This window comes from Nonomuraea sp. B19D2 (assembly GCF_040137845.1).
Classification (GTDB): Bacteria; Actinomycetota; Actinomycetes; order Streptosporangiales; family Streptosporangiaceae; genus Nonomuraea.
This window is the reverse complement of record NZ_JBEFAK010000002.1, coordinates 18,934-40,507: the sequence shown is the minus strand read 5'-3', so window position 1 is coordinate 40,507 and position 21,574 is coordinate 18,934. Positions and strand designations below refer to the sequence as shown.

The window sequence follows — 21,574 nt, the reverse complement described above, 5'->3', positions numbered from 1 at the left end:
ACACACCATGGCCGGACAGATGACGGCGGCACGCGGCGGCCGCACGTTCCTGAAGACCGCGGTCGCCCTGCAGACCCTGAGCCTGTTCTTCCAGGCCGCCACCGCCGGAATGCTGCTGTCCTCCTCCCACGACTCGGAGCTGCACCACATCGGATCACCAGTGATGTACGGCGCATCGATCCTGTACGTGCTCGCCGCGATCCTGGCCTGGCGCCCAGGCGGCGGCTCGCCCCGCCCCATCCTGTACGCCACCGGCTTCCTCGTCCTCGCGTCGGTACAGGTCGCGCTGGGCATCGCGGGCATGGCCGCGCTCCATGTCCCCCTGGGCGTCCTGATGTTCGGCCTCAGCACCCTGGCACTGGGCCTGATGCTGTCCGCAGACCGGCGAGGCGGCACCAGTATCCGGTCGTAGGCGCCGACCTCCATTACGAATAAACGGTCGAGGACGGTTTCGCCGTGAGGGCGAGCGTCACGCGGTGAACCGGCCCCGAAGAGCGCAGAGAACGGGTGCGCCCTGCTAGGGGTGCTCGCTCACGGGAGTTCCGATGTGACGGGTGGCTGGGGACAGCCACACCAGGGCCAGCGCGGCGAGGGACGCCAGGAACGACGCAAGAATCGGGATCTCGGGACTGAGCTCGTAGAGTGCGGTGCCCAGAAGCGGGCCGACGATGAAGGTGGCGCCCACTGTGGCGTTGATCAGTCCGGAGAGCGCGCCCTGCTCCTGGGGTTCGACGAGCAGCGTGGGTGCGGCGGTGAAACCGGGGATCGCCAGGCCGAGCCCCAGCGCGAGCACGGCGAAGGCCGCGGCGATCAGCCAGAGGTCGTGCGCGAAGACGAGAAGGGCGAAAGCGGCCGCGGCGATGGGCGTGCCGGTGCGCAGCAGCCGCAGCGCGGTCCAGCCCAAGGCGGGCACCACGGCACCCTGGATCCCGACGAGCACCAGACCGGCCGTGAACAGGGCGACGCCGACGGCGCCTGCCGTGCCCTGCGGGTCGAGGTGCAGCCGGTCCGCGACGAGGAAACCGATGATCACCTGCACCAGGCCGAGCGACAGGTAGAGGAAGAACCCGGTGGCGAAGAACGGCCACAGGCGCGCATCCCAGGGTCGTACTCCGCCACGTCGCGGGTGATCGGCGCGCTGGACGGGCGCAGGTCGTACGGTCACCAGAACCACCAGCAGGAGCAGCGCGGTGAGCGCCGGGGCCAGGTAGAGCGGGAGCAGCAGCGAGACCACGGCGAGCGCCCCGCCGCCGGCGGGCCCGAGCACCAGGGAGATGCCTTGCGCGGCCCCGACCAGGCCGGTGGCGCGCGTGCGCTCGGCTTCGCCGGTCGTGACCGTGCCCGCGACGGCGAGCGCGGCGACGGGCAGGGCCGCGACGCCGGCACCGAAGAGCAGGCTGCGGGTGACGAGCATCAACGTGAAGGTGGCCACCGGGGATATCCCGCCGTTCAGCCCGGCTGCGGCGACCGCGGCGAACCCGGTCAGACCGGCCAGGGAGAGCCCGAGCCCGGCGAGCAGGACCACGCGTAACCCGACGGCCCGCAGGGCGTTGCCCCACAGCGGGCTGGCGATGGTCAGGGCGACGGCGGCGGTGGTGATGACCAGCCCGAGCTGGGTTTCGGTCAGCCTGAGTTCGCGCGACAGGGGAGCCAGCACGGGGGTCAGCAGCTGTTGGGCTGAGAACAGCACGACAACGGCGAGGAGGAGGGGAGCCATGGCCTTCCGCACAGATGAAGCTCCTTCTGGATGGCTGAGACGGATGGATCTTGACATCAGCTGCTTAGGCAAGGCTAACCTTAGTTATCCATTGATCTTGCTTCAAGAGGCTTTGTCAGCATATCGACAACGACAACCATTTTCATTATCTTGTTGGCGTTCTGAAGAGAAAGATCCCCCTTTGAGGAGCCGCGTGACTGATCTGTGGTTGCGGTGCCGTACGCGTAGGGCGATGCCCCGAGCGCGGGTGGTCTGCCTTCCGCACGCCGGTGGGACCGCCGGTTTCTACCTCTCATGGGCGGCGAACGCACCCGCCGGTCTCGAAGTGCTCGCCGTGCAGTATCCGGGCAGGGGGGATCGCATCACCGAGCCGTGCCCCACCGACCTGGGCGAGCTCTCACATGCGATCGCCGCTGCGCTGGCCCCGCTGAACGATTGCCCGCTTGTGCTGTTCGGGCACAGTCTGGGCGCGATCGTCGCCTACGAGGTGGCCAGGACGCTCCAGTCGGCACACGGTGTCGACCCGGCCCACCTGGTGGTGTCGGGCCGCCGCGCGCCGTCCGACCCGCCCGGTGGCGACGTGCACCGGTGGCCTGACGCGGACATGGTCGACGAGCTCGTACGGCTTGGCGGCACCGACGGCGCCTTGCTTCGGCATCCGGAGGCACGAGCGGTCTTCCTGCCGGCGATCCGTGCCGACTTCCGGCTTGCGGAGACCTACCGGCACCGCACCGGCATGGAGCCGCGCTGCCCGCTGACCGCCGTGATCGGGACCGGGGACACCGAGGTGAACGCCGCTCAGGCCAGCCGCTGGGCGGCGCACACCACCGCAGCCTTCTCGCTGCGTTTGTTGCCCGGCGGCCACTTCTACCTGCTGAAAGAGGAGGATGCTGTGCTCGCGATCCTGGAGGGAACGGCGTGATGCGCTGGATCGAGCGTCGTGTGCCCGTCGAAGCCGACGCGCTGTCCACGGCCGCGGCGCTGGCGGCCGGCTCGGCGGAGCCCTATGTGGTGTACGAGGACCACGGGAAACTCTGCTGGGCCGAGGGCGAACTCGCCACCGTGACCGTCCACGCGTCAGGGGCGAGGCTGACCGTCGGCGGGGAGCGGCGCGAACTTCCAGGCCCACCGCTACAGGCGGCGGGCCTGGCGCTCGGAGGTCTCAACTGGGCGGGCTGGCGGGCTTACGGATGGGCCAGTTTCGAGCTCAGCCACGCGCTCCATGGGCGGGAGCCGTTCCAGGAGCACGCGCCGCTCGCCTACTTGGCAGTGCCACGACGCGAGATCCGCCTCGATCGCGGCACGGCGTTGTTGCGCGCCACCGACGAGGCAGAACTGGATGTTCTTCGCGATCGTCTGGCCGCCGCCGATGACGGCCGTACCCCCGTCAGCGGGGACAGGACCTCGGTGGACATCCGCGGGGGCGACGGCTACCGGGCCGCCGTCGCCTCGGCCGTCGCCGGCATCACGGCCGGAGAGCTGGACAAGGTCATCCTCTCGCGGGTGGTCCCGCTGGAGGAGGAGATCGACTTTCCCGCCACGTACCTGGCGGGGCGACGGGGCAACGATCCGGCACGATCCTTCCTGCTGCGGCTGGGCGGGTGGGAGGCCGCGGGGTTCAGCCCCGAGGTGGTCGCGCGCATCGACGCGGACGGTGCGGTCACCACGCAGCCGCTGGCCGGGACGCGGGCCCTGGACGGCGAGCGGGCCGGTGACCTGGAGCGCCGCAACGAGCTGTACCACGACGCCAAGGAGGTCTACGAGCACGCCATCTCGGTCCGGCTGGCCATGGCGGAGCTGGAGCGGGTGTGTGTGCCGGGCACGGTGCGCGTGGCCGAGTTCATGTCCGTGAAGGAGCGCGGCAGCGTGCAGCACCTGGCCTCCGAGGTGGCCGGCGGGCTGGCCGGCGGGCGCACCGGGTGGGACGCCCTCGCGGAGCTGTTCCCCGCGGTCACCGCCTCGGGCATCCCCAAGGAGGCGGCCTGCGCGGTGATCCGCCGCGCCGAATCCAGTGATCGCGGCCTCTACGGCGGCGCTGTGCTCGCCGTCGACGCGGACGGCACGATCGACGCGGCGCTGGTGTTGCGCAGCGTGTTCCGCCGCGACGGGCGTACCTGGCTACAGGCGGGCGCCGGGATCGTGGCCCAGTCTCATCCGGACCGCGAGCTGGAGGAGACCGTTGAGAAGCTGCGGAGCGTCTCTCGTTTCCTGGTGTCGCGCACTCGGGCGACTGCGACGTGAGTGAGCGAAGCGGCCCCCTGCGGGTGGTGGTGGCCGGGACCGCCTTCGGCCGGGTCTACCTCGACGCCGTGCTGTCCGATCCGGACTTCTCCCTGGCCGGGATCCTCGCGCGCGGCAGCGAATTCTCGCAGGAGCGCGCGGATCGCCACGGCGTGCCGCTCTACACCTCCGTGGACGCGGTACCCGGCGACGTGGACCTTGCCTGCGTGGTCGTGAGCTCGGGAGCGCTCGGCGGCCCGGGATCAGCGTTGGCGCAGGAGTTCCTGCGGCGGGGCATTCATGTGGTGCAGGAGCATCCGGTGCACGCCGAGGAGATCGCGGACTGCCTGCGCGCGGCCCGTGCCGGAGGTGCGGCGTACGCCGTGAACACGCTGTATCCACGGCTGCGCCCGGTACGGCAGTTCCTCGCCGCGGCCCGGGCGTTGCGGCTGGACTTCGTCGACGCCGCCTGCAACAGCCAGGTCGCGTACCCGCTGCTCGACATCCTCGGCCGGCTGGCCGGCGGGCTGCGGCCGTGGCGGTTCGGCGAGGTCGCCAAGGGCGCCGGCCCGTTCCAGAGCCTGCACGCGGAGATCGGCGGATTACCGGTGACCCTGCGGGTGCAGAACCAGGTGCATCCTGATGACCCGGACAACCACTCGTACCTGCTGCACCGGATCATGGCAGGCGGAGAAGCAGGCGTGCTCGCGCTCGCCGACACGCACGGGCCCGTGTTGTGGAGCCCCCGCCTGCACGCCCCGCGCGATCCGACCGGCCGGTTGATCATTACGGGCTCGGCGGCGCCCAGCACCGTCATGCTGGGCGATCCACCGGGGACGCACCGCGACGTCTTCGCCGCTCTGTGGCCGGATGCCGTCGCGCGCAGCCTGCACAGCCTGCGCCGCGACATCGCCGACCCAGCCCGCCGCATGAGAAGCGGCCAGTGGGCGCTCGGCGTGTCCCTGGCCTGGCGCGACCTCACCGCGCAGCTCGGCCTGCCCGAGCTGATCGAGCCGCCGGAACCCCGAGCGATCCCGATCGAGGAGCTGACCACGAAGGTGGGAGAGGTTTGAACTGCAGTCACGTGATGCTCAAGGTGAGCGACCTGCACCAAGCGGTCAGGGACTTCCGCGAGCTCGGCTTCGTCGTCGACTACGCCTCCGCCGAACGCAAGGCCCGGCACGCGCACATCTGGTTCGCCAAGGGGCCGATCATCGAGATCCTCACCACACCACCCGGGGCCGAGCTGCTCAAATGGCCGATCGACCTGGCGTTCGGCCGCGGCTCCGGCACCCGGATGACCCGCTGGGCACGGGCCGCCGAGGGCTTCTGCGACGTGGCGGTCGTCACCCGCGAGCCGGACCTGGCCGAGCCATCGCAGCGGCTGCGCCGAGCGGGGGTCGCGATGGGCAGGGCGGTCAAGTGGACGCGCAGCCGCCCCGACGGTGCTCAGACCCGCTTCCAGTTCGCCTACCCGCGCAACGACCGGCTGCCGTTCCTGGTCTCGCCGTACGACCCGCCGCAACACCCGGCGGAGGTCGCCCACCCCAACGGCGCCACCGGCCTGACCGGCGTCCACATGGACGTCAGCCCGGCGGACCGCCCGGCGTTCGACCTGATCGCCGGCGACGACCCCGTCTTCACTCCCACCACCGCCGACCTCACCCGGATCACCGCGATCGAGCTGTCCGGGCTGGCCGGCGACCTGGACCCCGCGCTCCTGCACGGCGGGCTCATCCGACCCACCTCCCGGAGGATCTGATGTCACTCAATCGCCGCGACCTGCTCAGGACGGCGGGCACGGCGCTCGGCGCGTCGCTGCTGCTCGGCGCCTGCGGCACCGCGAGTTCCGGAGCCGCTCCCGTGCGCGACGCCGGTACGGCGACGCCCAGGCGGGGCGGCACGCTACGCGCCGTCTTCACCGGCGGCGGGGCCGCGGAGAGCCTGGACCCGTTCGGCGGCGGCTCTCCGATCGACTACGTGCGCAACGACGTCATCTACGACTCGCTGTTCGTTCTGCGCGCGGGCGAGGTGGTGCCCGCGCTGGCGACCGCCGCGGAGCCGGCCGCCGACGCCCGCTCCTTCGTGGTACGGCTCCGCCCCGACGTGCGCTGGCACGACGGATCCCCGTTCACCGCCGACGACGTCGCCTACAGCCTGCGGTACATGAGCTCGCCCGACCGGGCCTTCCCGAGCCAGCTGTCGGCCTACCTGGACGTTAAAGCGGTCCGGGTCCGGGACGCGCGCACTGTGGAGGTGCCCACGCTCCAGCCGGTCGGCGACCCGGCCCTGTTCCTGGCCGCGTTTCCCGGCAAGATGGTGAAGAACGGCGCCACCGCGTTCACCGCGGGCAAGGCGATCGGCACCGGACCCTACCGGGTGACCGCCTTCGAGTCCGGCCGCGAGGCGCGGCTGGCCCGGTTCGACGGGCACTGGGGCGGCGCCGCCCCGATGGACGAGCTGGTGCTGATCAGCCTGGCCGACCCGCAGGCCAAGGTGAACGCCGTGACCACCGGACAGGCCGACTACGCCGGGGACATCCCGTTCACCACGGCCAAGACCGGGGCACCGGCCGGGCTGCAGGTCAGGACCGCCGGAGAGGCGGCGCGCACCGCGTTCGGGTTCGTGCTCAACACCACCCGCAAGCCGTTCGACGACCCGAGAGCACGCAAGGCCCTCCGGCTCGCCATCGACCGGCAGGCGCTTGTGGCGGCCGTACTCCTCGGCTACGGAGCGCCGGGCAACGACCTGCTGTGCGCCGGCGCGAAGTACTTCAGCGACCGCCCGGCTCCCGCCCGCGACCTGGACCAGGCGCGGCGGTTGCTGCGTGCGGCCGGGGCGGAGGGCGCGCGGATCGTGATCCGCTCCGCCGAGTGGGAGATCGGCTACAACGCCTCCACCCAGCTCCTGGCCGAACAGCTGAAGGAGGTCGGGCTCGACGTGCGCCCGCAGATCGTCACCCCACCGGAGTTCTACGAGCCCAAGGCGCTGGCCGAGGCCAACGGCGTGGCGTTCACCTCGGGACCGGTGCCGCTGGCCGTCATGTACGCCCGGCTGGCCGCGATCCCGGCGCTGGCCATGCCCGACAAGGAGTTCAAGGCCGCGCTCGCCAAGGGCGTCGGCGCCGCCGACGAAACGCAGCGGTCCCAGGCCTGGGCCGAACTGCAGGACATCATGGCCGAGCGCGGCAACACGATCGTGTGGGGCCAGGCCGACGTGCTCAGCCTGGCCAGGACGAACGTCGGCGGGATCGAGGTCAGGGACCAGCCGAAGTACCCCTACCTCGGCAAGGCCGGGCTCGCGTGAACGTGGCGCGCAGGGTCCTGACCAGCCTCGGCCTGCTGGGCTTGCTGTCGTTCGCCGTCTACGTGGGCGTGGACCTGCTGCCCGGCGATCCGATCAGCAGCAGGCTCGGTCCCACCGCCTCCGCCGCCCGGATCGCGGAGCTGCGTCATCATCTGGGGCTCGACCGGCCGGTGCTGATCCGCTACGCCGAGTGGGTCGCCGGGCTGGCCCGCGGCGATCTCGGAGTGTCGGCCTCGGGACGGCCGGTGAGCGAGATGCTGTCGGACCGGGTGGGCAACTCCGCACTGTTGGCCGGGATCGCGTCCGCGCTGCTCGCGCCGCTGTCGTTGGCGCTCGGGCTGTGGGCCGCGTGGCGGCGCGGGAAGGCAGCCGACGTGGCGGTCTCGGCGGGCGCTCTCCTGCTGGTGTCGGTGCCCGAGTTCGTGGTGGCCGGCGCGCTGGTGGTCGTGTTCGCGGTCACCCTGCGCGTGCTGCCCGCGGTCTCGCTGCTGCCCGTGGGGGCCGGCCCGCTGGCCCGGCCCGAGGTACTGGTGCTTCCGGTGCTCAGCCTGCTGCTCGTGGGGCTCGCCTACGCGGTCCGGGTGATCAGGGCCGCGGCCTCGGCGACCCTCACCGGATCGGCTGTCGAGTTCCTCCGGCTGAACGGCGCATCAGGTGCGAGGGTCATGCGGCGGGCGGTGATCCCGGCGGTGCTGCCGGTGGCCGTCCAGGTGTGGCTGGTCACCGCTGTCGCCTTCGCCGGCGGAGCCGTACTGGTGGAGAAGGTCTTCGGCTATCCCGGGATCGGGGAACTGCTGGTGGCCTCGGTGCAGTCCGGTGACCTGCCGGTGGTGCAGGCGCTGGTGCTGATCCTCGGCGCGGCCATGCTGGGCGCTCTGGTCCTGGCCGACCTGGGTGTGGTGCTGCTGACGCCGCGCCTGCGGACGGCGGTGGGGACATGAGGCGGACAGGCTGGGCGCTCGCGGGCGTGGTGCTGCTGGTGATCCTGCTGGGACCCGAAGTCGCGCCGCACTCGGCGACCGCACCCGTCGCTCCGCCGTACTCGCCGCCGGGAGTCGGCGGGCCGCTGGGAACCGACCACCTCGGCCGGGACGTGCTCTCGCGGATGCTGCACGGTGGCCGCCCGCTGCTGCTGACCAGCCTGGTCTCCGCGCTCGCGGGAGCGGGACTGGGTGCGCTGGCCGGGCTGTTCACCGCACTCGGCGGTCGCTTGAGGCAGGCCCTGATCATGCGACCGCTGGACGCGCTGGTCGCGGTACCGCCGATCCTGGTGCTGCTGCTGGTGCTCACCGCTCTGCCGAACCGGGCCGGGCTCGTGCTGGCGGTCGCGCTGGCCAGCGTGCCGCTCTCGGCGCGGGTCGCGCGCGCCGCGGCGGAGCAGGTGACCGGGCGGGCCCATCTCGAGGCCGCGATCGCGCGTGGCGAGGGCTGGGGCTGGCTGCTGGGCCGCGAGGTGCTCCCCCTGGTCGCGGGGACACTCCTGGCCGACCTCGGCATCCGTTTCGTCACCGCGGTCTACCTGGTCGCCGCGGCGGGTTTTCTCGGGTTGAGCACGTCCAGCTCCGACTGGGGGCTGCTGATCGTGGAGGCGCTCCCCGGCGCCGCGCTGCAGCCTTGGGCGCTGCTCGTGCCGGTGCTCGGGATCGCGGCCATCGCGGTGGCCGCCAACCTGGCCGCGGACGGCGTGAGCCGCCGATCCAGGGGGATGCTGACATGAGCCCGCTGGTGGAACTGGCCGGACTGCGATTGTGCGCGGGCGACCGGGCGATCGTCGACGGAATCGACTTCACGCTCGGCGCGGGCGAGGCGGTCGGGGTCGTCGGGCGCTCCGGGTCGGGAAAGACGACCATGGCTCTGGCCGTACTGGGGCATCTGCGCCCGGGTGTCCGGCACGTGGGCGGCCGGGTGTCGGTGGACGGACGGGAGATGTTCCCGCATCCGCCGCCCGGCATTCGCGGCGGCACCATCGGCTACGTGGGCCAGGACCCGGGCGCGGCGCTCAACCCGTACGCCACAGTGTCCTCAGCCCTGCTCACCGCGACCGGACGGCGCATCCCGCGCCGCGACCGGGCCGCCACCGTCCGGCGGCTGCTGGAACACGTCGCGCTGCCCGTTGATCTCGCGGGACGGTACCCGCACCAGCTTTCCGGCGGGCAGCAGCAACGGGTCGTGGTGGCCGCGGCGCTCGCCCGATCGCCTCGTCTGCTGGTGCTCGACGAGCCAACCACGGCCTTGGACCTGCTGGCGAAGGCGGAGATGCTGGCGGAGATCCGGCGGTTGCGCGAGGAGGGCGTCGCCCTGCTCTGGGTCAGCCACGAGGTGAGCACCGTGCGCTCCCTGGTGGACCGCATCGTGATGATCGCCGATGGCAGGATCGCGGACGACCGCCCGGCCGGGGAACTCGCCCAGGAGCGCCCAGTGCCTCCCGCGCGGGTTACCGTGGCCGATCCGCCCGAGCCTGAGCGTGCGGTGGTGTTGGAGGGACGGGCGATCAGCGCCGGGTACGGCTCGCAGACCGTCCTGTCCGAGGTGGATCTGGCAGTCCGCCAGGGGGAGTGCCTGGCCGTCCTCGGCGTGTCGGGGGTCGGCAAGAGCACGCTCGCGCGCTGTGTCGTCGGCCTGCACCGGCCGGACAGCGGCACAGTGGCCCTTCACGGCGTCTCGCTCGCCGGCGATGTGCGCGCCCGTACCGGCGCGCAGCGTGCCGCGATCGGCCTGGTCGCGCAGAACCCGGCAGAGGCGCTGCACCCGCGCCAGGACGTCAGGACCGCGCTCGTCCGCCCGCTTCGGCTGCTGCGGGGCATCACGGCGCGGGCCACCCAGGACGCGGAGGTGAGCCGTCTCCTCGAAGCGGTACGGCTCGAACAGTCCGTGGCCGCGCGGTTGCCCGGCGAGTTGTCCGGCGGCCAGCGTCAACGGGTGGCCCTGGCCAGGGCGCTCGCCGCCGAACCCGAGGTGCTCATCTGCGACGAGGTCACCTCCGCGCTCGACGCCGAGACGCAGGCGGGCGTGCTCGACCTGCTCGGCGACCTGCGGGCCCGGCTCGGACTGGCTGTCGTCCTGATCACCCACGACCCCGCAGTCGCCGCGACCGCATCGGACCGCCTGCTGGTCCTGGCCAAGGGCCGAGCGCTGACCACGGGCCGGACCTGCGACCTGCTGCCCGCGGGCGCGGAGCCGCAGCGGCTCGTCACGCGTCTGTTCGGCTCATCGAACCCAGCCGAGGAGCTTTTCGTATGACTGCCCCTGATCTTGCCGTAGAAATCGTCGCCGAGTTGAGAACCCTGGGGGTCGACCTCTGGGAGGAGTCCGGAAATATCCGCTTCCGGGCACCTCGTGGAGTGCTGACCGAGGAGCGCCGGGCGGCGCTGCGCGAGCACAAGGCCGAGATCGTGGAGCTGCTCTCCGGCAGCGCCGTCACCATCGCCCACGATCCGGAGGCCGGCGCGGAGCCGTTCCCCCTCACCGACGTGCAGACCGCCTACCTGCTCGGCAGGCAGGACTCCTTCGGCTACGGCGGCGTGGCCTGCCACGGCTACCTGGAGATCGCCTATCCCGGGCTCGACCGGACCCGGCTGGAGGAGGCGTGGAACAGGCTGATCGCGCGGCACGACATGCTCCGCGCGGTCATCTCGCCGGACGGCTACCAGCAGGTGCTGCCGGAGGTGCCGCGCTACCAGGTCTTGGAGGGCGCCGACGCGGAGTCGGTACGCGAGGAGCTCGGGCACCGCGTCTACGAGACGACTGCCTGGCCGCTGTTCGAGCTGCGCGTCACCGGCGACGTCCTGCACATCTCGATGGACTCGCTGATCGCCGACTGGGCCAGCGCGGGCGTACTCCTGGACGAACTCGACACGCTGCTCGCCGACCCGGCAGCCGAACTCCCGCCGCTGGAGCTCACCTTCCGCGACTACCTCCTGGCGGAGCGGCGGCTACGCGAGACACCCAGATACCACCGCGACCGCGAGTACTGGCACGCCCGCATCGACGACCTGCCCGCCGCCCCCGACCTTCCCATGCGCGCCGGGACGGGCGACCGGCCTCGGTTTCGCCGTCACCACGCCCGGCTCAGCGCGGCGCAGTGGGAGAGCCTGCGCGAGCGGGCGCGACGGCACGAGGTCACCCCGTCGGCGGCGGTGCTCAGCGCCTACGCCGCCGTGCTGCAGAGATGGGCCCGCCGTCCCCGTTTCAGCCTCAACCTCACCCTGCTCAACCGGCTGCCCCTGCACCCGCAGGTGGACCGGCTGGTGGGCGACTTCACCTCGGTGAGCCTGCTGGCCGTCGAGGACGGCGGGGGAGTGCCGTTCGCCGAACGGGCGCGGAGCCTGGGCGGCCGGCTGTTCGACGACCTCGATCACCGGCTGTACTCCGGGGTCGAGGTCGTCAGGGAGATCGCGCGCCGACGGGGGCGCGAGGCCGCGCTCATGCCGGTGGTGTTCACCAGCGGGATCGGGCTCGGCCCCCGGCGCACGGGCGTCGGCATCACCCAGACACCCCAGGTGTTCATCGACTGCCAGGTGACCGACGGCACCGGTGGGCTGGAGGTCAACTGGGACGTCCGCCAGGGGATCTTCCCCGGCGGCCTGGTCGACGACATGTTCGCGGCGATGGAGTCGCTGCTCGGCAGGCTGGCCGACGGGGACGAGGCCTGGCAGAGCAGCGATCTGGTGCCGCTGCCCGCCTGGCAGGTGGACGAGCGCGACCGCGCCAACGCCACGGCCGCGCCGCTCCCCGACGCGCTGCTGCACGCCGAGGTCTTCGCCCAGGCGGCCCGCACTCCGGACGCGGCGGCGATCACCGGACCCGCCGGGACGCTGACGTACGCGGCACTCGTACGGCGGGCCGTCGCCGTCGCCGAGGCTCTGCGGGAGGCGGGCTGCGCCACGGGCGAGCGCGTCGCGATCGTCATGGACAAGGGTCCCGAGCAGGTGCAGGCGGTCCTCGGCGTGCTGCTCGCCGGTGGCGTCTACCTGCCCGTCGACACCACACAACCGCCTCTTCGCAAGGAGAAGCTCCTCAACGGGGTACGCCTCGTGCTCACCCAGTCGTGGCTGGACCACCCGGCCGGGCGCACCGTGATCGACGTCGACGCACTGGTCCCCGGCGACACCCTGCCCGAGGTCACACCCGGCGATCCTGACGCACCCGCGTACGTGATCTACACCTCCGGCTCCACCGGCGACCCCAAAGGCGTGGTGATCACTCATCGTGCCGCGCTGAACACGATCGAGGACGTCAACCGCCGCTTCGCCATCACCGCCGGGGACCGGGTGCTCGGCCTCGCGCAGCTGGGCTTCGACCTGTCCGTCTACGACATCTTCGGCCCGCTCTCGATCGGCGCCACGCTCGTGCTGCCCGACGCGGCCCGCCCGGGCGACCCCTCGCACTGGGCTCACCTGGTCGCCCAGCACGAGGTGACGGTCTGGAACTCGGTGCCGGCCCAACTGCAGATGCTGGCGAACTACCTGGAGACCGAGCCGGTCCCCATCCGGTCGCTCCGGCTGGCGCTGCTGTCAGGCGACTGGATTCCCATCACCCTCCCCGCACAGATCGCCGCGCTCACCGAGGGATTGTCGCTGGTGAGCCTGGGTGGCGCGACCGAGGCCGCGATCTGGTCCATCTACCACCCGATCGACCGGGTCGACCCGGAGTGGGTCAGCATCCCGTACGGCAGGCCGCTGGCCAACCAGGGCTTCCGCGTGCTGGACGGCTCGATGCGCGACTGCCCGGTGTGGGTCACCGGCGAGCTCTACATCACCGGGGCGGGTCTGGCCACCGGCTACCTTGGTGACGAGGAGCTGACCGCCGCGCGCTTCTTCCCGCATCCCGCGGACGGTCAGCGGCTGTACCGCACCGGCGACCTGGGCCGCTACCTACCCGGGGGCGAGATCGAGTTCCTCGGCCGCGAGGACGGTCAGGTCAAGATCCGTGGCCATCGGATCGAGCTGGGCGAGATCGAGGCCGCCCTCCTCGCCCACCCGGCGGTAGGCGCAGCCGCGGCCGTGGTGGACAGCGAACGCGCACTGCTCGGATTCGCCGAACCCGCCCGCCGCGCGGCCCTGTCCAGGCAGGAGGACCGGCATGATCGGGCCGCCGCCGCCGTGCGGCGGTTCGCGGACGCGCAGGTGCCCGAGGTCACCGCCGGCCAGGTGGCCGAGCATGTGCGGGCCCTGCACGAGGCCGCCCACCTGGCCATGCTGAACGCGCTGGTGGAGCGCGGCGCCTTCGGCACGCGGCAGGACGCGCACACCGCCGACGAGGTGCTGCGGATCGCACACGTGCACGAGAAGCACCACTGGCTGGTCCGCCGCTGGCTCGCGCTGCTGGCGGACGCGGGCTGGCTGGCATCCGACGGAGGCCGCTACACGAGGACCGGCGAGGTGGACGCGGCAACGGTACGGCAGGCGTGGCAGCGAGTCGAGACGCAGGATGCCGCCGGACTGTGCACACCTGGCTTCGTGCGGTACCACCTGGCTCACGTCGAACGGCTGCACGCCCTGCTGGCCGACGAGCAGAACCCGTTCGAGCTGCTGTTCCCCGAAGGCAGGACGGACGTGGCCCACGCGGTCTACCGCGACAACGCCATCGCCCGCTACCTCAACCACGCGGCGGCCGCCCAGCTGAACCGCATCGCGGCCGGGCACGAGGGCCCGCTGCGGGTGCTCGAAGCAGGCGCGGGCACCGGGGCGACCAGCGCGGCCGCGATCCCGATGCTCACCGGGTTCGACGTGGACTACTACTTCACCGACCTCACGCCGTTCTTCCTGCCGGAAGCCCGCGAGGAGTTCCGCGAGCACCCGTGGGTACGGTTCGGGCTGTTCGATCTCGACCAGGACTTCCGCGCGCAGGGTCTGGCGCCGAACTCCTTCGACGTGGTGCTCTGCGCCGGAGTGCTCAACAGCACCATCGACCCCGCGGCCGCGGTGGCCGCCGCCGTCGAACTGCTCGCCCCCGGCGGCTGGCTGGTGTGCACCGAGCCGACGGCGGATCATCCGCACATCCTGCTCACCCAAGGTTTCATGATGCGGGAACGACCGGACGGCGGCAGCCCGCTGCTGACCCGGCAACGCTGGCTGGAACTGATCCAGGCCGCCGGCGGGCAGGTCGAGCTGTGCCTGCCCGAGGCCGGGCATCCCCAGTCCGCGCAGGGCATGCATGTGTTCGCCGCCCGGGTGAAGACCGATCGGCAGCCGGTGACCACAGCGGACCTTGCCGCCTTCCTGGCCGAGCGGTTGCCGCCGCACATGGTGCCCGCGCACCTGCAGGTCGTGGACGAGCTTCCGCTCACCGGCAACGGCAAGGTGGACCGGCGGATGCTCGCCGGATGGCGGCCCGCCGCCACGACCGGCGAGCCGGACAGCGGCGAAGCGGCCGCGCCGGATGATCTCGAAGGGCGGCTGTGCGGGCTGTGGGCCGCCGCGCTCGGGCTGCCGCGCATCGGGCGGCTCGACAACTTCTACGACCACGGCGCCGATTCCCTGATCATGGCGCGGATGGCAGGACGCCTGCGGGAGGAGCTCTCCGAGGCCGCGGGGTTCACCTACGACACGCTCCTGCGCCAGATGCTCAACGAACCCACCGTGGCCGCTCTCGCCACGGCACTGCGGAACGGCCGGCAGGCCGCGGCCCCTCCCGACAAGGAGATCAGCCGGCGCGCGAGCTCCGGCAACTCGCTGCTGGTGCCGTTCGGCGGCGGTGGCGAAGGGCCGCTCCGCGTGCTCTTCCACGCGGCGCTGGGGACGATGGACTACTTCCAGTCGCTCGGCAGGGCGCTGGCGGAGCAGGACCTCGGGCCGGTGGTGGGGCTGGCGGTGGCCGACGCGGAGGAGTACTGCGCCATCGAGCCGCAGGAGCTCATCAGCCGGGTCGCCGACGACTACACCCAGCGGCTGATCGATGAGGGGCACACCCGCTTCCAGCTCATCGGCTACTGCCTGGGCGGCCTGCTGGCCACCGAGGTGGCCAGGCGCCTGCTGGAACGCGGCGCCACCGTCGAGGACCTGACACTGGTGGACAGCATCCCGATGTTCATCGACACCGACGAGGAACTGGCCTTCGAGTCGATCTTCGTGCCCAACCTCAACCTGGACCCGGTCGCCACGGTCTTCGGCGAGGACGTCGACAGCGCCGACGTCTACCGGGCGATCGACCTGCTGATGACCCGCTACGACCGCAAGGTCCCGGCCGGGGCGATGGCCGCTCTGACCGGCGACCCGGGCCTGGAGGCGGTGGCTGCCGCCGCGCGCAGGCAGGGCGAACGGCCCCAAGAGGAGCGCCTGGCCGCCTACGCCGCCGCCGCGGCCGGCCATGCCGGGGTTCCGGTGGGGTCGGAGCTGGTGCCGGCGCTGTTCCGGGTCTGCCGCCACAGCATGCGGGCCGCGCGCTTCGACCCGGAGCCCTACGCCGGCGACATCACCTTCCTGCGGGCCGCCGAGCAGCAGTCGTTCGGCATCACCGCGGGAGTCGGCCATCTCGCCGCGCCGTTCTGGCGGGAGATCTGCCTCGGCGACTTCACCGTGATCGACGTTCCCGGCAACCACTTCAGCGTCATCGAGCCGCCACAAGTCGGCGTGGTGGCCGAACACCTGGCAGCACCACTGATCGAAAGGGGAGAGCGCTCATGACGGTGACCGCCGACAGCACGGAGGCGACAGCGCCGGCACCTCCGCCTGAGCCTGCGGAGCGAAAGAGCGAGCAGCGCACGCAGGCTGACGCCCTGCGCGAGCTGCGCAGTCCGGTGCGATGGTGGACCAGGTCAGGCGTTCTCGTGGCCGCGGTGGGAGCGCTGAGCACGCTCGTCCCGTTCGCCGGCATCGCCGAACTCGGCCGGGCCCTGCTCGGTCCCGGTCCCGTCGAGGGCGGTGACGTGGCCGGGATCGCCGCCGTCGTCGCCGCCGCGCTCGTGGCCGGCTGGGCCTGCAACGGCCTGGCGCTCTGGCTGACCCATGTGGCTGACGCCCGGCTGCAGGCGCTGCTTCGCCGCCGGATCGTGGAACATCTGGGCAAGGTGCCGCTCGGGTGGTATTCCGACACGAACTCCGGAATGGTGCGCAAGGCGGCCCAGGATGACATTGAGGACATCCATCACCTGACGGCGCACCACGACGTCGAGCTGACCGGCGCGATCGTGTTGCCGCTCGGCGGGGTGGCCTATCTGCTCTGGCTCGACTGGCGGCTGGCGCTGCTGGCCCTCGTGACGTTGCCGATCTACCTGGTCGCGTACGCGAAGATGATGCGCGGCTTCGGCGACAAGATGATCCAGCTGGACGCCGGTTTCGCCCGGGTCAGTGCGGCGATCGTGGAGTTCGTGCACGGCATCAGCGTGGTGAAGGCCTTCGGGCAGGCCAACCGGGCCCACCAGAGTTACACGCGGGCGGTCGGCGCATATGGCGAGCTGTACGCGGGCTGGGTACGCCCCATCCTCCGCCTGGAAGCCCTCACCTCGATGGCGCTCGCGGCCCCGGTCGTCGCCCTGGTGAGCCTGGCCGGCGGAATCTGGTACACGGTGCAGGGCTGGGTGACCCCGATCGATGCGCTCGCCGAGGTGCTGGTCGCCATGATCATCCCGTCTACTCTGCTGACCCTCAACCAGGCGGTGACAGCGCAGCGCAAGGCGAGCGCCGCAGCCGGCCGGATCGCGGCGCTGTTGCGCACCCCGACCTTGCCGATCGCCGAGAACCCCGTGGAGCCGCAGGGGTATGACATCGAATTCGATCAGGTCTCCTTCAGCTACGACGGCTCTTCGGCGAGCGCACTGACCGGCGTGAGCCTGGAGTGCCGGGCGGGTACCGTCACCGCACTCGTCGGCGCCTCGGGCGCCGGCAAATCGACGCTCGCCAAGCTGGTTCCCCGCTTCTACGACGTCACATCGGGAGCCGTTCGTCTCGGCGGGGTGGACGTGCGAGAGATCGCACCGGACGTGCTGTACCGCAAGGTCGGCTTCGTGCTGCAGGACGTGCGGCTGCTGCGCGGCACCGTCGCCGACAACCTCCGGCTCGGACGCCCCGACGCGACCGAGGAGGAGATGGTCGGCGCGACCACCGCGGCCCGGATCCACGACCGGATCCTCGAACTACCCCGGGGCTATGACTCGGTGGTGGGAGACGACGCGGTCTTCTCGGGCGGTGAGGCGCAGCGCATCTCGATCGCCCGCGCGCTGCTGGCGGACACGCCCGTGCTGGTGCTGGACGAGGCCACCGCCTACGCCGACCCGGAGTCGGAGGCGCAGATCCAGGACGCGCTGTCCGCTGTCGCTCGCGGCCGCACCGTGCTGGTGATCGCGCACCGGCTGGCCACCATCACGGGGGCCGACCAGATCGTCCTGCTCGACGGCGGCGTGGCGGCCGAGCGGGGCACGCACGAAGAGCTGCTGGCCGCGGACGGCCGGTACGCCCGCATGTGGCATGCCTACGCCGACGCTGAGGAGAGCGCACGATGATCCGCGACCTGATGACGATCCTCGGGCCGCAGCACCGCCGCTCGGTCCAGGTGTACCTGGCCTGGCTGGCCGCCTTCTCCGTGCTCCAGGGCGTCGCGATGGCCTTCCTCGTGCCCGTGCTGGAGTCGATGCTGGCCGGAGCCACCGGCACCGCGCTGGCCTGGGGCGCGGCGACGCTGGCCGTGGTGGCGGCCACCTGCGTCGCGTACTACGTACAGACCATGAGAGGGTTCGCTCTCGCGATCGTCACGCTCACCAGCCTCCACCATCGGCTCGGCGACCATGTGGCCTCGCTGCCGCTGGGCTGGTTCTCCTCCGAGCGGGTGGGCCGGCTCTCGCGCAGCGCCACCGGCGGCACGATGATGGTCACCCAGGTCACCGCGCACCTGCTGACGCCGGTGGCGAGCGGGATCCTGACGCCCGCGACCGTCGCGGTCGCCATGCTCTTCTTCGACTGGCGGCTTGGACTGGCCACATTGTTGTGCGGGCCGCTGCTCTACCTGATCCACCGCTGGTCGGCGACCTGGGTGGGCCGTAGCGAGCAACTGACCGACGCCGCGGGGACGCTCGCCAGCAGCCGAGTGGTGGAGTTCGCCGCCAACCAGCAAGTGCTGCGGGCCTTCGGCCGCACGAGCGAGGGATACCAGCCGCTGGACGAGGCCGTCGAGAACCAGAAGCGGGCCTGGGGCCGGATGCTCGCGCAGACCGCACCGCGCCTGCTGGCCAGCGGTTTCGCCGTGCAACTGGCCTTCGCCGCGCTGATCGCCCTCGGCGTGCTCCTCGCGGTGAACGGCTCCGTGGCGCCCGTGACACTTGTGGCGCTGCTGGCGCTGGCGGCCCGGTTCGCCGGACCGCTGGCCGAGCTGGCCGGACAGTCGGGGATGCTCCGCATGGCCGCCAACGACCTGCACCGGCTCGCCGCCATCTTCGACGAGCGGCCGCTGGCCGAGCCATCCCGCCCGCAGCCGGTCATCCGCCCCGGCGAGATCGAGCTGTCCGGCGTGAGCTTCGGCTACGCGCCAGGCCGGCCGGTGCTCCACGATGTCTCCTTCCGCGTACGTCCACGCACGATGACCGCGATCGTCGGCGCGTCAGGATCGGGCAAGACCACGATCACCCGGCTCATCATGCGCTTCTTCGACGTCGATGCCGGTTCGGTCGCCGTGGGCGGCGTCGACGTGCGGGAGCTGACCACGGAAGGGCTGATGGCGCAGCTGTCGGTGGTCATGCAGGACGTGTACCTGTTCGACGACACTCTGGAGGGCAACATCCGGGTCGGGCGCCCAGGGGCCACCGACGAGGAGGTGCGCGAGGCGGCGCGGCTGGCCGGAGTGGACGAGATCGTGGCCCGCCTCCCAGACGGCTGGCACACCAGGGTCGGCGAAGGCGGCGCGGCGTTGTCAGGCGGCGAACGGCAGCGGGTCTCGGTGGCCAGGGCGCTGCTCAAGGACGCGCCGATCGTGCTGCTCGACGAGGCCACCGCGGCACTGGACCCCGAGAACGAACGGTTCGTGCACAATGCGCTCCGCAGCATGATGGACCGGTCGACGCTGCTGGTCATCGCGCACCAACTGCCCACCGTGGTGGCCGCCGACGAGATCCTGGTGCTCGACGGCGGGCGGATCGTCGAGAGGGGCACGCACGAGGAGCTCCTGGCGGCGGGTGGACACTACACCCGGTTCTGGGCCGAGCGCCGCCGCTCCCAGGGCTGGCGGTTGGTGTCATGATCGCTGTTCTTGGCGCCTCCGGCGAGGTCGGCAGGCACGCGGTCGACACCCTGGCCATGCTGGGCGCGGGCCCGCTGCGCCTGGGCGGGCGCTCCGTCCGCCACAGCGTCCACGACTACCGGGTGGTCGACTTCTGGGATGACGCCTCCCTCGACCGGTTCGCCGGCGGCTGCCGGGTGGTGGTCAACTGCGCGGGTCCCAGCCACTTGATCGGGGACCGCGTGGCCAGGGCCGCTTTGCGTGCGGGCGCCGACTACGTGGACGCCGCGGGCGACGACGCCCTGTACCGGCGGCTGGACCCGGGGGAGTGGGCGGAGAGCCGCGCGGTGCTCTCCGCCGGCCTGCAACCCGGGCTCACCGGGCTGCTCCCCAGGTGGGCGGCCCGACGGCACTTCGACGAGGTCCACAGCCTCGTGGCCCATCTCGGGGTGCTGGATCGCTTCACCGAGACGGCCGCCGAGGACTATCTGCAGGGCGCGGACGACGGCCTGAGCGAGCCGCTCGCCGCGTGGCGACAGGGCCGCAAATCCGCGGCGCTGACCCGGCGCACCGACGTCACGCTGCCGTTCTTCCCCGGCGAGGTGAGCCTGCTCCCGTCACTCAGTACGGAGAACGCGCGGCTGGCCGAGTCGCTCCGGCTGCTCCGGGGCGATTGGTACACGGTGCTGGCCGGGAGCCATGTCCGCACCGCGTTCGACCGCGTGCATTCCCTGGACCGCGCCGCGGCCGTGGCGGCGCTGTGCCGGGCCAGTCTGCTCGATCTCGCGGGGCGCGAGCCGTACGCCATCCTGCTCCTGCGGCTCGACGGCCGGAAAGGTGGCGCGCCGAGCACTCGCACCGTGGTGCTGAGAGGGCCCGGCAACGGCGAGTTGAGCGGCGCGATCACGGCGCTGGCGGCCTGGGCGGTCGTCAGAGGGGAGACGCCGCCGGGCCGCCACTACGCCGCGGACGTGCTCGACCCGGAGACCACCATCGACCGCCTCACCGCCACCGGAACAGCGGAGCCGATCACTTTCGAGGAGCCTGCCCTGACCGAGGAGGGAGCACTGTGACGGCGGAGTTCGGTTCATCGGAGCAGGCAAGGAGCGTCGTCGGCGGCACTCATGCGTCCGGGACGAGCGGTGTCCGCGTGGCCGGGCAGCCGGATCGCGCGCAGACGGCGGGTCTGGTCGCGCTCGCCGGTCGCGATCCGCAGGCGTTGCCCAGAGCGCTGAGACACGTGGAGGAGATCAGCCTGCAGGCGATGGCCGAACTGCTTCGGTCTCCGCGATACCCCGTGATCGGCTCGGCGGAGATCGTCGCCCGGCTGGGCGTCGCGCCGCGGCACGCCTGGCTGATCGATCGCTGGCTGGCCGCCCTCGCCACCGAGAGTCCCGGCCTGGCAACCGCCGCGGGCCGCGGCGGTGAACCCGGGGCCGACTTCGAGCAGGCGTACGCGGTGCTCGGCTTTCCGCCGAGGATGGCGCGGTTCCACCGTGCGGCGCTGGCCCGGCTGCCGCAGCTGTTGCGCGACGAGGTCTCCGTGCAGGAGTTGCTGTTCGCCGACGGCGATGTGCTGGCGGCGCTGGCCGCCTATCAGGACAACGCCTTCACCGGATTTCTCAACGCCGCCGCCGGGGAGTTGCTGCGGGAAGCCGCGGCAGCGGCACCTGGTCCGCTGCGGGTGGTCGAGCTGGGTGGCGGCGCCGGGCTGAGCACGGCCGCCGCGCTGCGGGCGCTCCGCGGCACGGAGTTCGTGTATCTGTTCACCGATGTCTCGCGGCTTTTCACGGTGGCCGCCACCGAACGCTTCGGGGACCGGGTGACCTGCGGGTTGCTCGATCTCAACGAGGACTTCACCGTCGAGCCCGGATCCGCCGATGTGGTGCTGGCGGGCAATGTTCTGCACAACGCCACTCACGTGGGACGGACGCTGAGCCGGATAAGGGGCCTGCTGGAGCCGGGCGGGTGGCTGGTGTTCACGGAGTCGACGCGCGAGAGCCCCGCCGTCCTCACCTCGATGCAGTTCCTGCTGTCCGGGCCGGTGTTCCTGGACGAGTCCGGCTGGCACGCCGAGCTGACCACCGCGGGATTCGAGCCGCGCTTCACCCTGCCGGGCCCCGGCTCGCCGCTGGCTGCCGCGGGGCAGCGGCTGTTCCTGGCGGTCGCCCAGTGAGGGGAATACGG

15 protein-coding genes are annotated in these 21,574 nt (G+C 72.0%); 14 read left to right on the top strand and 1 reads right to left on the bottom strand.

Annotated elements, in window-relative coordinates:
- Positions 1–7 precede the first annotated feature (7 nt).
- Positions 8–412, top strand: a complete 405-nt coding sequence (locus tag ABN273_RS03820; RefSeq protein WP_349447209.1) for a hypothetical protein — start codon at positions 8–10, stop codon at positions 410–412.
- A 105-nt stretch (positions 413–517) separates the two neighbouring features.
- Here ABN273_RS03820 and ABN273_RS03815 read toward each other — a convergent pair whose 3' ends face one another.
- Positions 518–1,729, bottom strand: a complete 1,212-nt coding sequence (locus ABN273_RS03815; protein ID WP_349447208.1) for an MFS transporter — start codon at positions 1,727–1,729, stop codon at positions 518–520.
- Between the two features lie 181 nt (positions 1,730–1,910).
- Here ABN273_RS03815 and ABN273_RS03810 point away from each other — a divergent pair, with 181 nt between their 5' ends.
- The 13 genes from ABN273_RS03810 to ABN273_RS03750 are packed head-to-tail and all read left to right on the top strand — an operon-like array spanning position 1,911 to position 21,563.
- Positions 1,911–2,639: a thioesterase II family protein gene (locus tag ABN273_RS03810; protein ID WP_349447207.1), complete on the top strand. Its 729-nt coding sequence runs from the start codon at positions 1,911–1,913 to the stop codon at positions 2,637–2,639.
- Positions 2,639–3,958 carry a salicylate synthase gene (locus ABN273_RS03805; protein WP_349447206.1) on the top strand — a complete coding sequence of 440 codons (1,320 nt, stop codon included), beginning with the start codon at positions 2,639–2,641 and terminating at the stop codon, positions 3,956–3,958. Before ABN273_RS03810 ends, ABN273_RS03805 begins: the two co-directional genes overlap by 1 nt.
- The gene (locus ABN273_RS03800) at positions 3,955–5,010 is read left to right on the top strand and encodes a Gfo/Idh/MocA family oxidoreductase (protein ID WP_349447205.1); all 1,056 of its coding nucleotides are present in this window, start codon (positions 3,955–3,957) and stop codon (positions 5,008–5,010) included. The genes ABN273_RS03805 and ABN273_RS03800 overlap by 4 nt, the downstream gene beginning before the upstream one ends.
- The gene (locus ABN273_RS03795) at positions 5,007–5,699 is read left to right on the top strand and encodes a VOC family protein (RefSeq protein ID WP_349447204.1); all 693 of its coding nucleotides are present in this window, start codon (positions 5,007–5,009) and stop codon (positions 5,697–5,699) included. Before ABN273_RS03800 ends, ABN273_RS03795 begins: the two co-directional genes overlap by 4 nt.
- A complete protein-coding gene (locus ABN273_RS03790) occupies positions 5,699–7,243 on the top strand; it encodes an ABC transporter substrate-binding protein (RefSeq protein WP_349447203.1) in 1,545 nt (514 codons plus the stop codon). Before ABN273_RS03795 ends, ABN273_RS03790 begins: the two co-directional genes overlap by 1 nt.
- On the top strand, positions 7,240–8,184 hold the full coding sequence (locus ABN273_RS03785; protein WP_349447202.1) for an ABC transporter permease: 945 nt from the start codon (positions 7,240–7,242) through the stop codon (positions 8,182–8,184). Before ABN273_RS03790 ends, ABN273_RS03785 begins: the two co-directional genes overlap by 4 nt.
- Positions 8,181–8,960, top strand: coding sequence for an ABC transporter permease (locus tag ABN273_RS03780; RefSeq protein WP_349447201.1), 780 nt, complete (start codon positions 8,181–8,183; stop codon positions 8,958–8,960). Before ABN273_RS03785 ends, ABN273_RS03780 begins: the two co-directional genes overlap by 4 nt.
- Entirely contained in the window at positions 8,957–10,483 is a 1,527-nt protein-coding gene (locus tag ABN273_RS03775; RefSeq protein ID WP_349447200.1) for an ABC transporter ATP-binding protein, read from the top strand. Before ABN273_RS03780 ends, ABN273_RS03775 begins: the two co-directional genes overlap by 4 nt.
- Complete coding sequence (locus ABN273_RS03770) at positions 10,480–15,867, top strand: non-ribosomal peptide synthetase (RefSeq protein ID WP_349447199.1); 5,388 nt, start codon at positions 10,480–10,482, stop codon at positions 15,865–15,867. The genes ABN273_RS03775 and ABN273_RS03770 overlap by 4 nt, the downstream gene beginning before the upstream one ends.
- Complete coding sequence (locus ABN273_RS03765; protein ID WP_349447198.1) at positions 15,864–17,681, top strand: ABC transporter ATP-binding protein; 1,818 nt, start codon at positions 15,864–15,866, stop codon at positions 17,679–17,681. Before ABN273_RS03770 ends, ABN273_RS03765 begins: the two co-directional genes overlap by 4 nt.
- Positions 17,678–19,408 carry an ABC transporter ATP-binding protein gene (locus ABN273_RS03760; protein WP_349447197.1) on the top strand — a complete coding sequence of 577 codons (1,731 nt, stop codon included), beginning with the start codon at positions 17,678–17,680 and terminating at the stop codon, positions 19,406–19,408. The genes ABN273_RS03765 and ABN273_RS03760 overlap by 4 nt, the downstream gene beginning before the upstream one ends.
- Positions 19,405–20,460 carry a saccharopine dehydrogenase family protein gene (locus ABN273_RS03755; protein ID WP_349447196.1) on the top strand — a complete coding sequence of 352 codons (1,056 nt, stop codon included), beginning with the start codon at positions 19,405–19,407 and terminating at the stop codon, positions 20,458–20,460. Before ABN273_RS03760 ends, ABN273_RS03755 begins: the two co-directional genes overlap by 4 nt.
- Positions 20,457–21,563, top strand: coding sequence for a class I SAM-dependent methyltransferase (locus tag ABN273_RS03750; protein ID WP_349447195.1), 1,107 nt, complete (start codon positions 20,457–20,459; stop codon positions 21,561–21,563). The genes ABN273_RS03755 and ABN273_RS03750 overlap by 4 nt, the downstream gene beginning before the upstream one ends.
- Positions 21,564–21,574 lie beyond the last annotated feature (11 nt).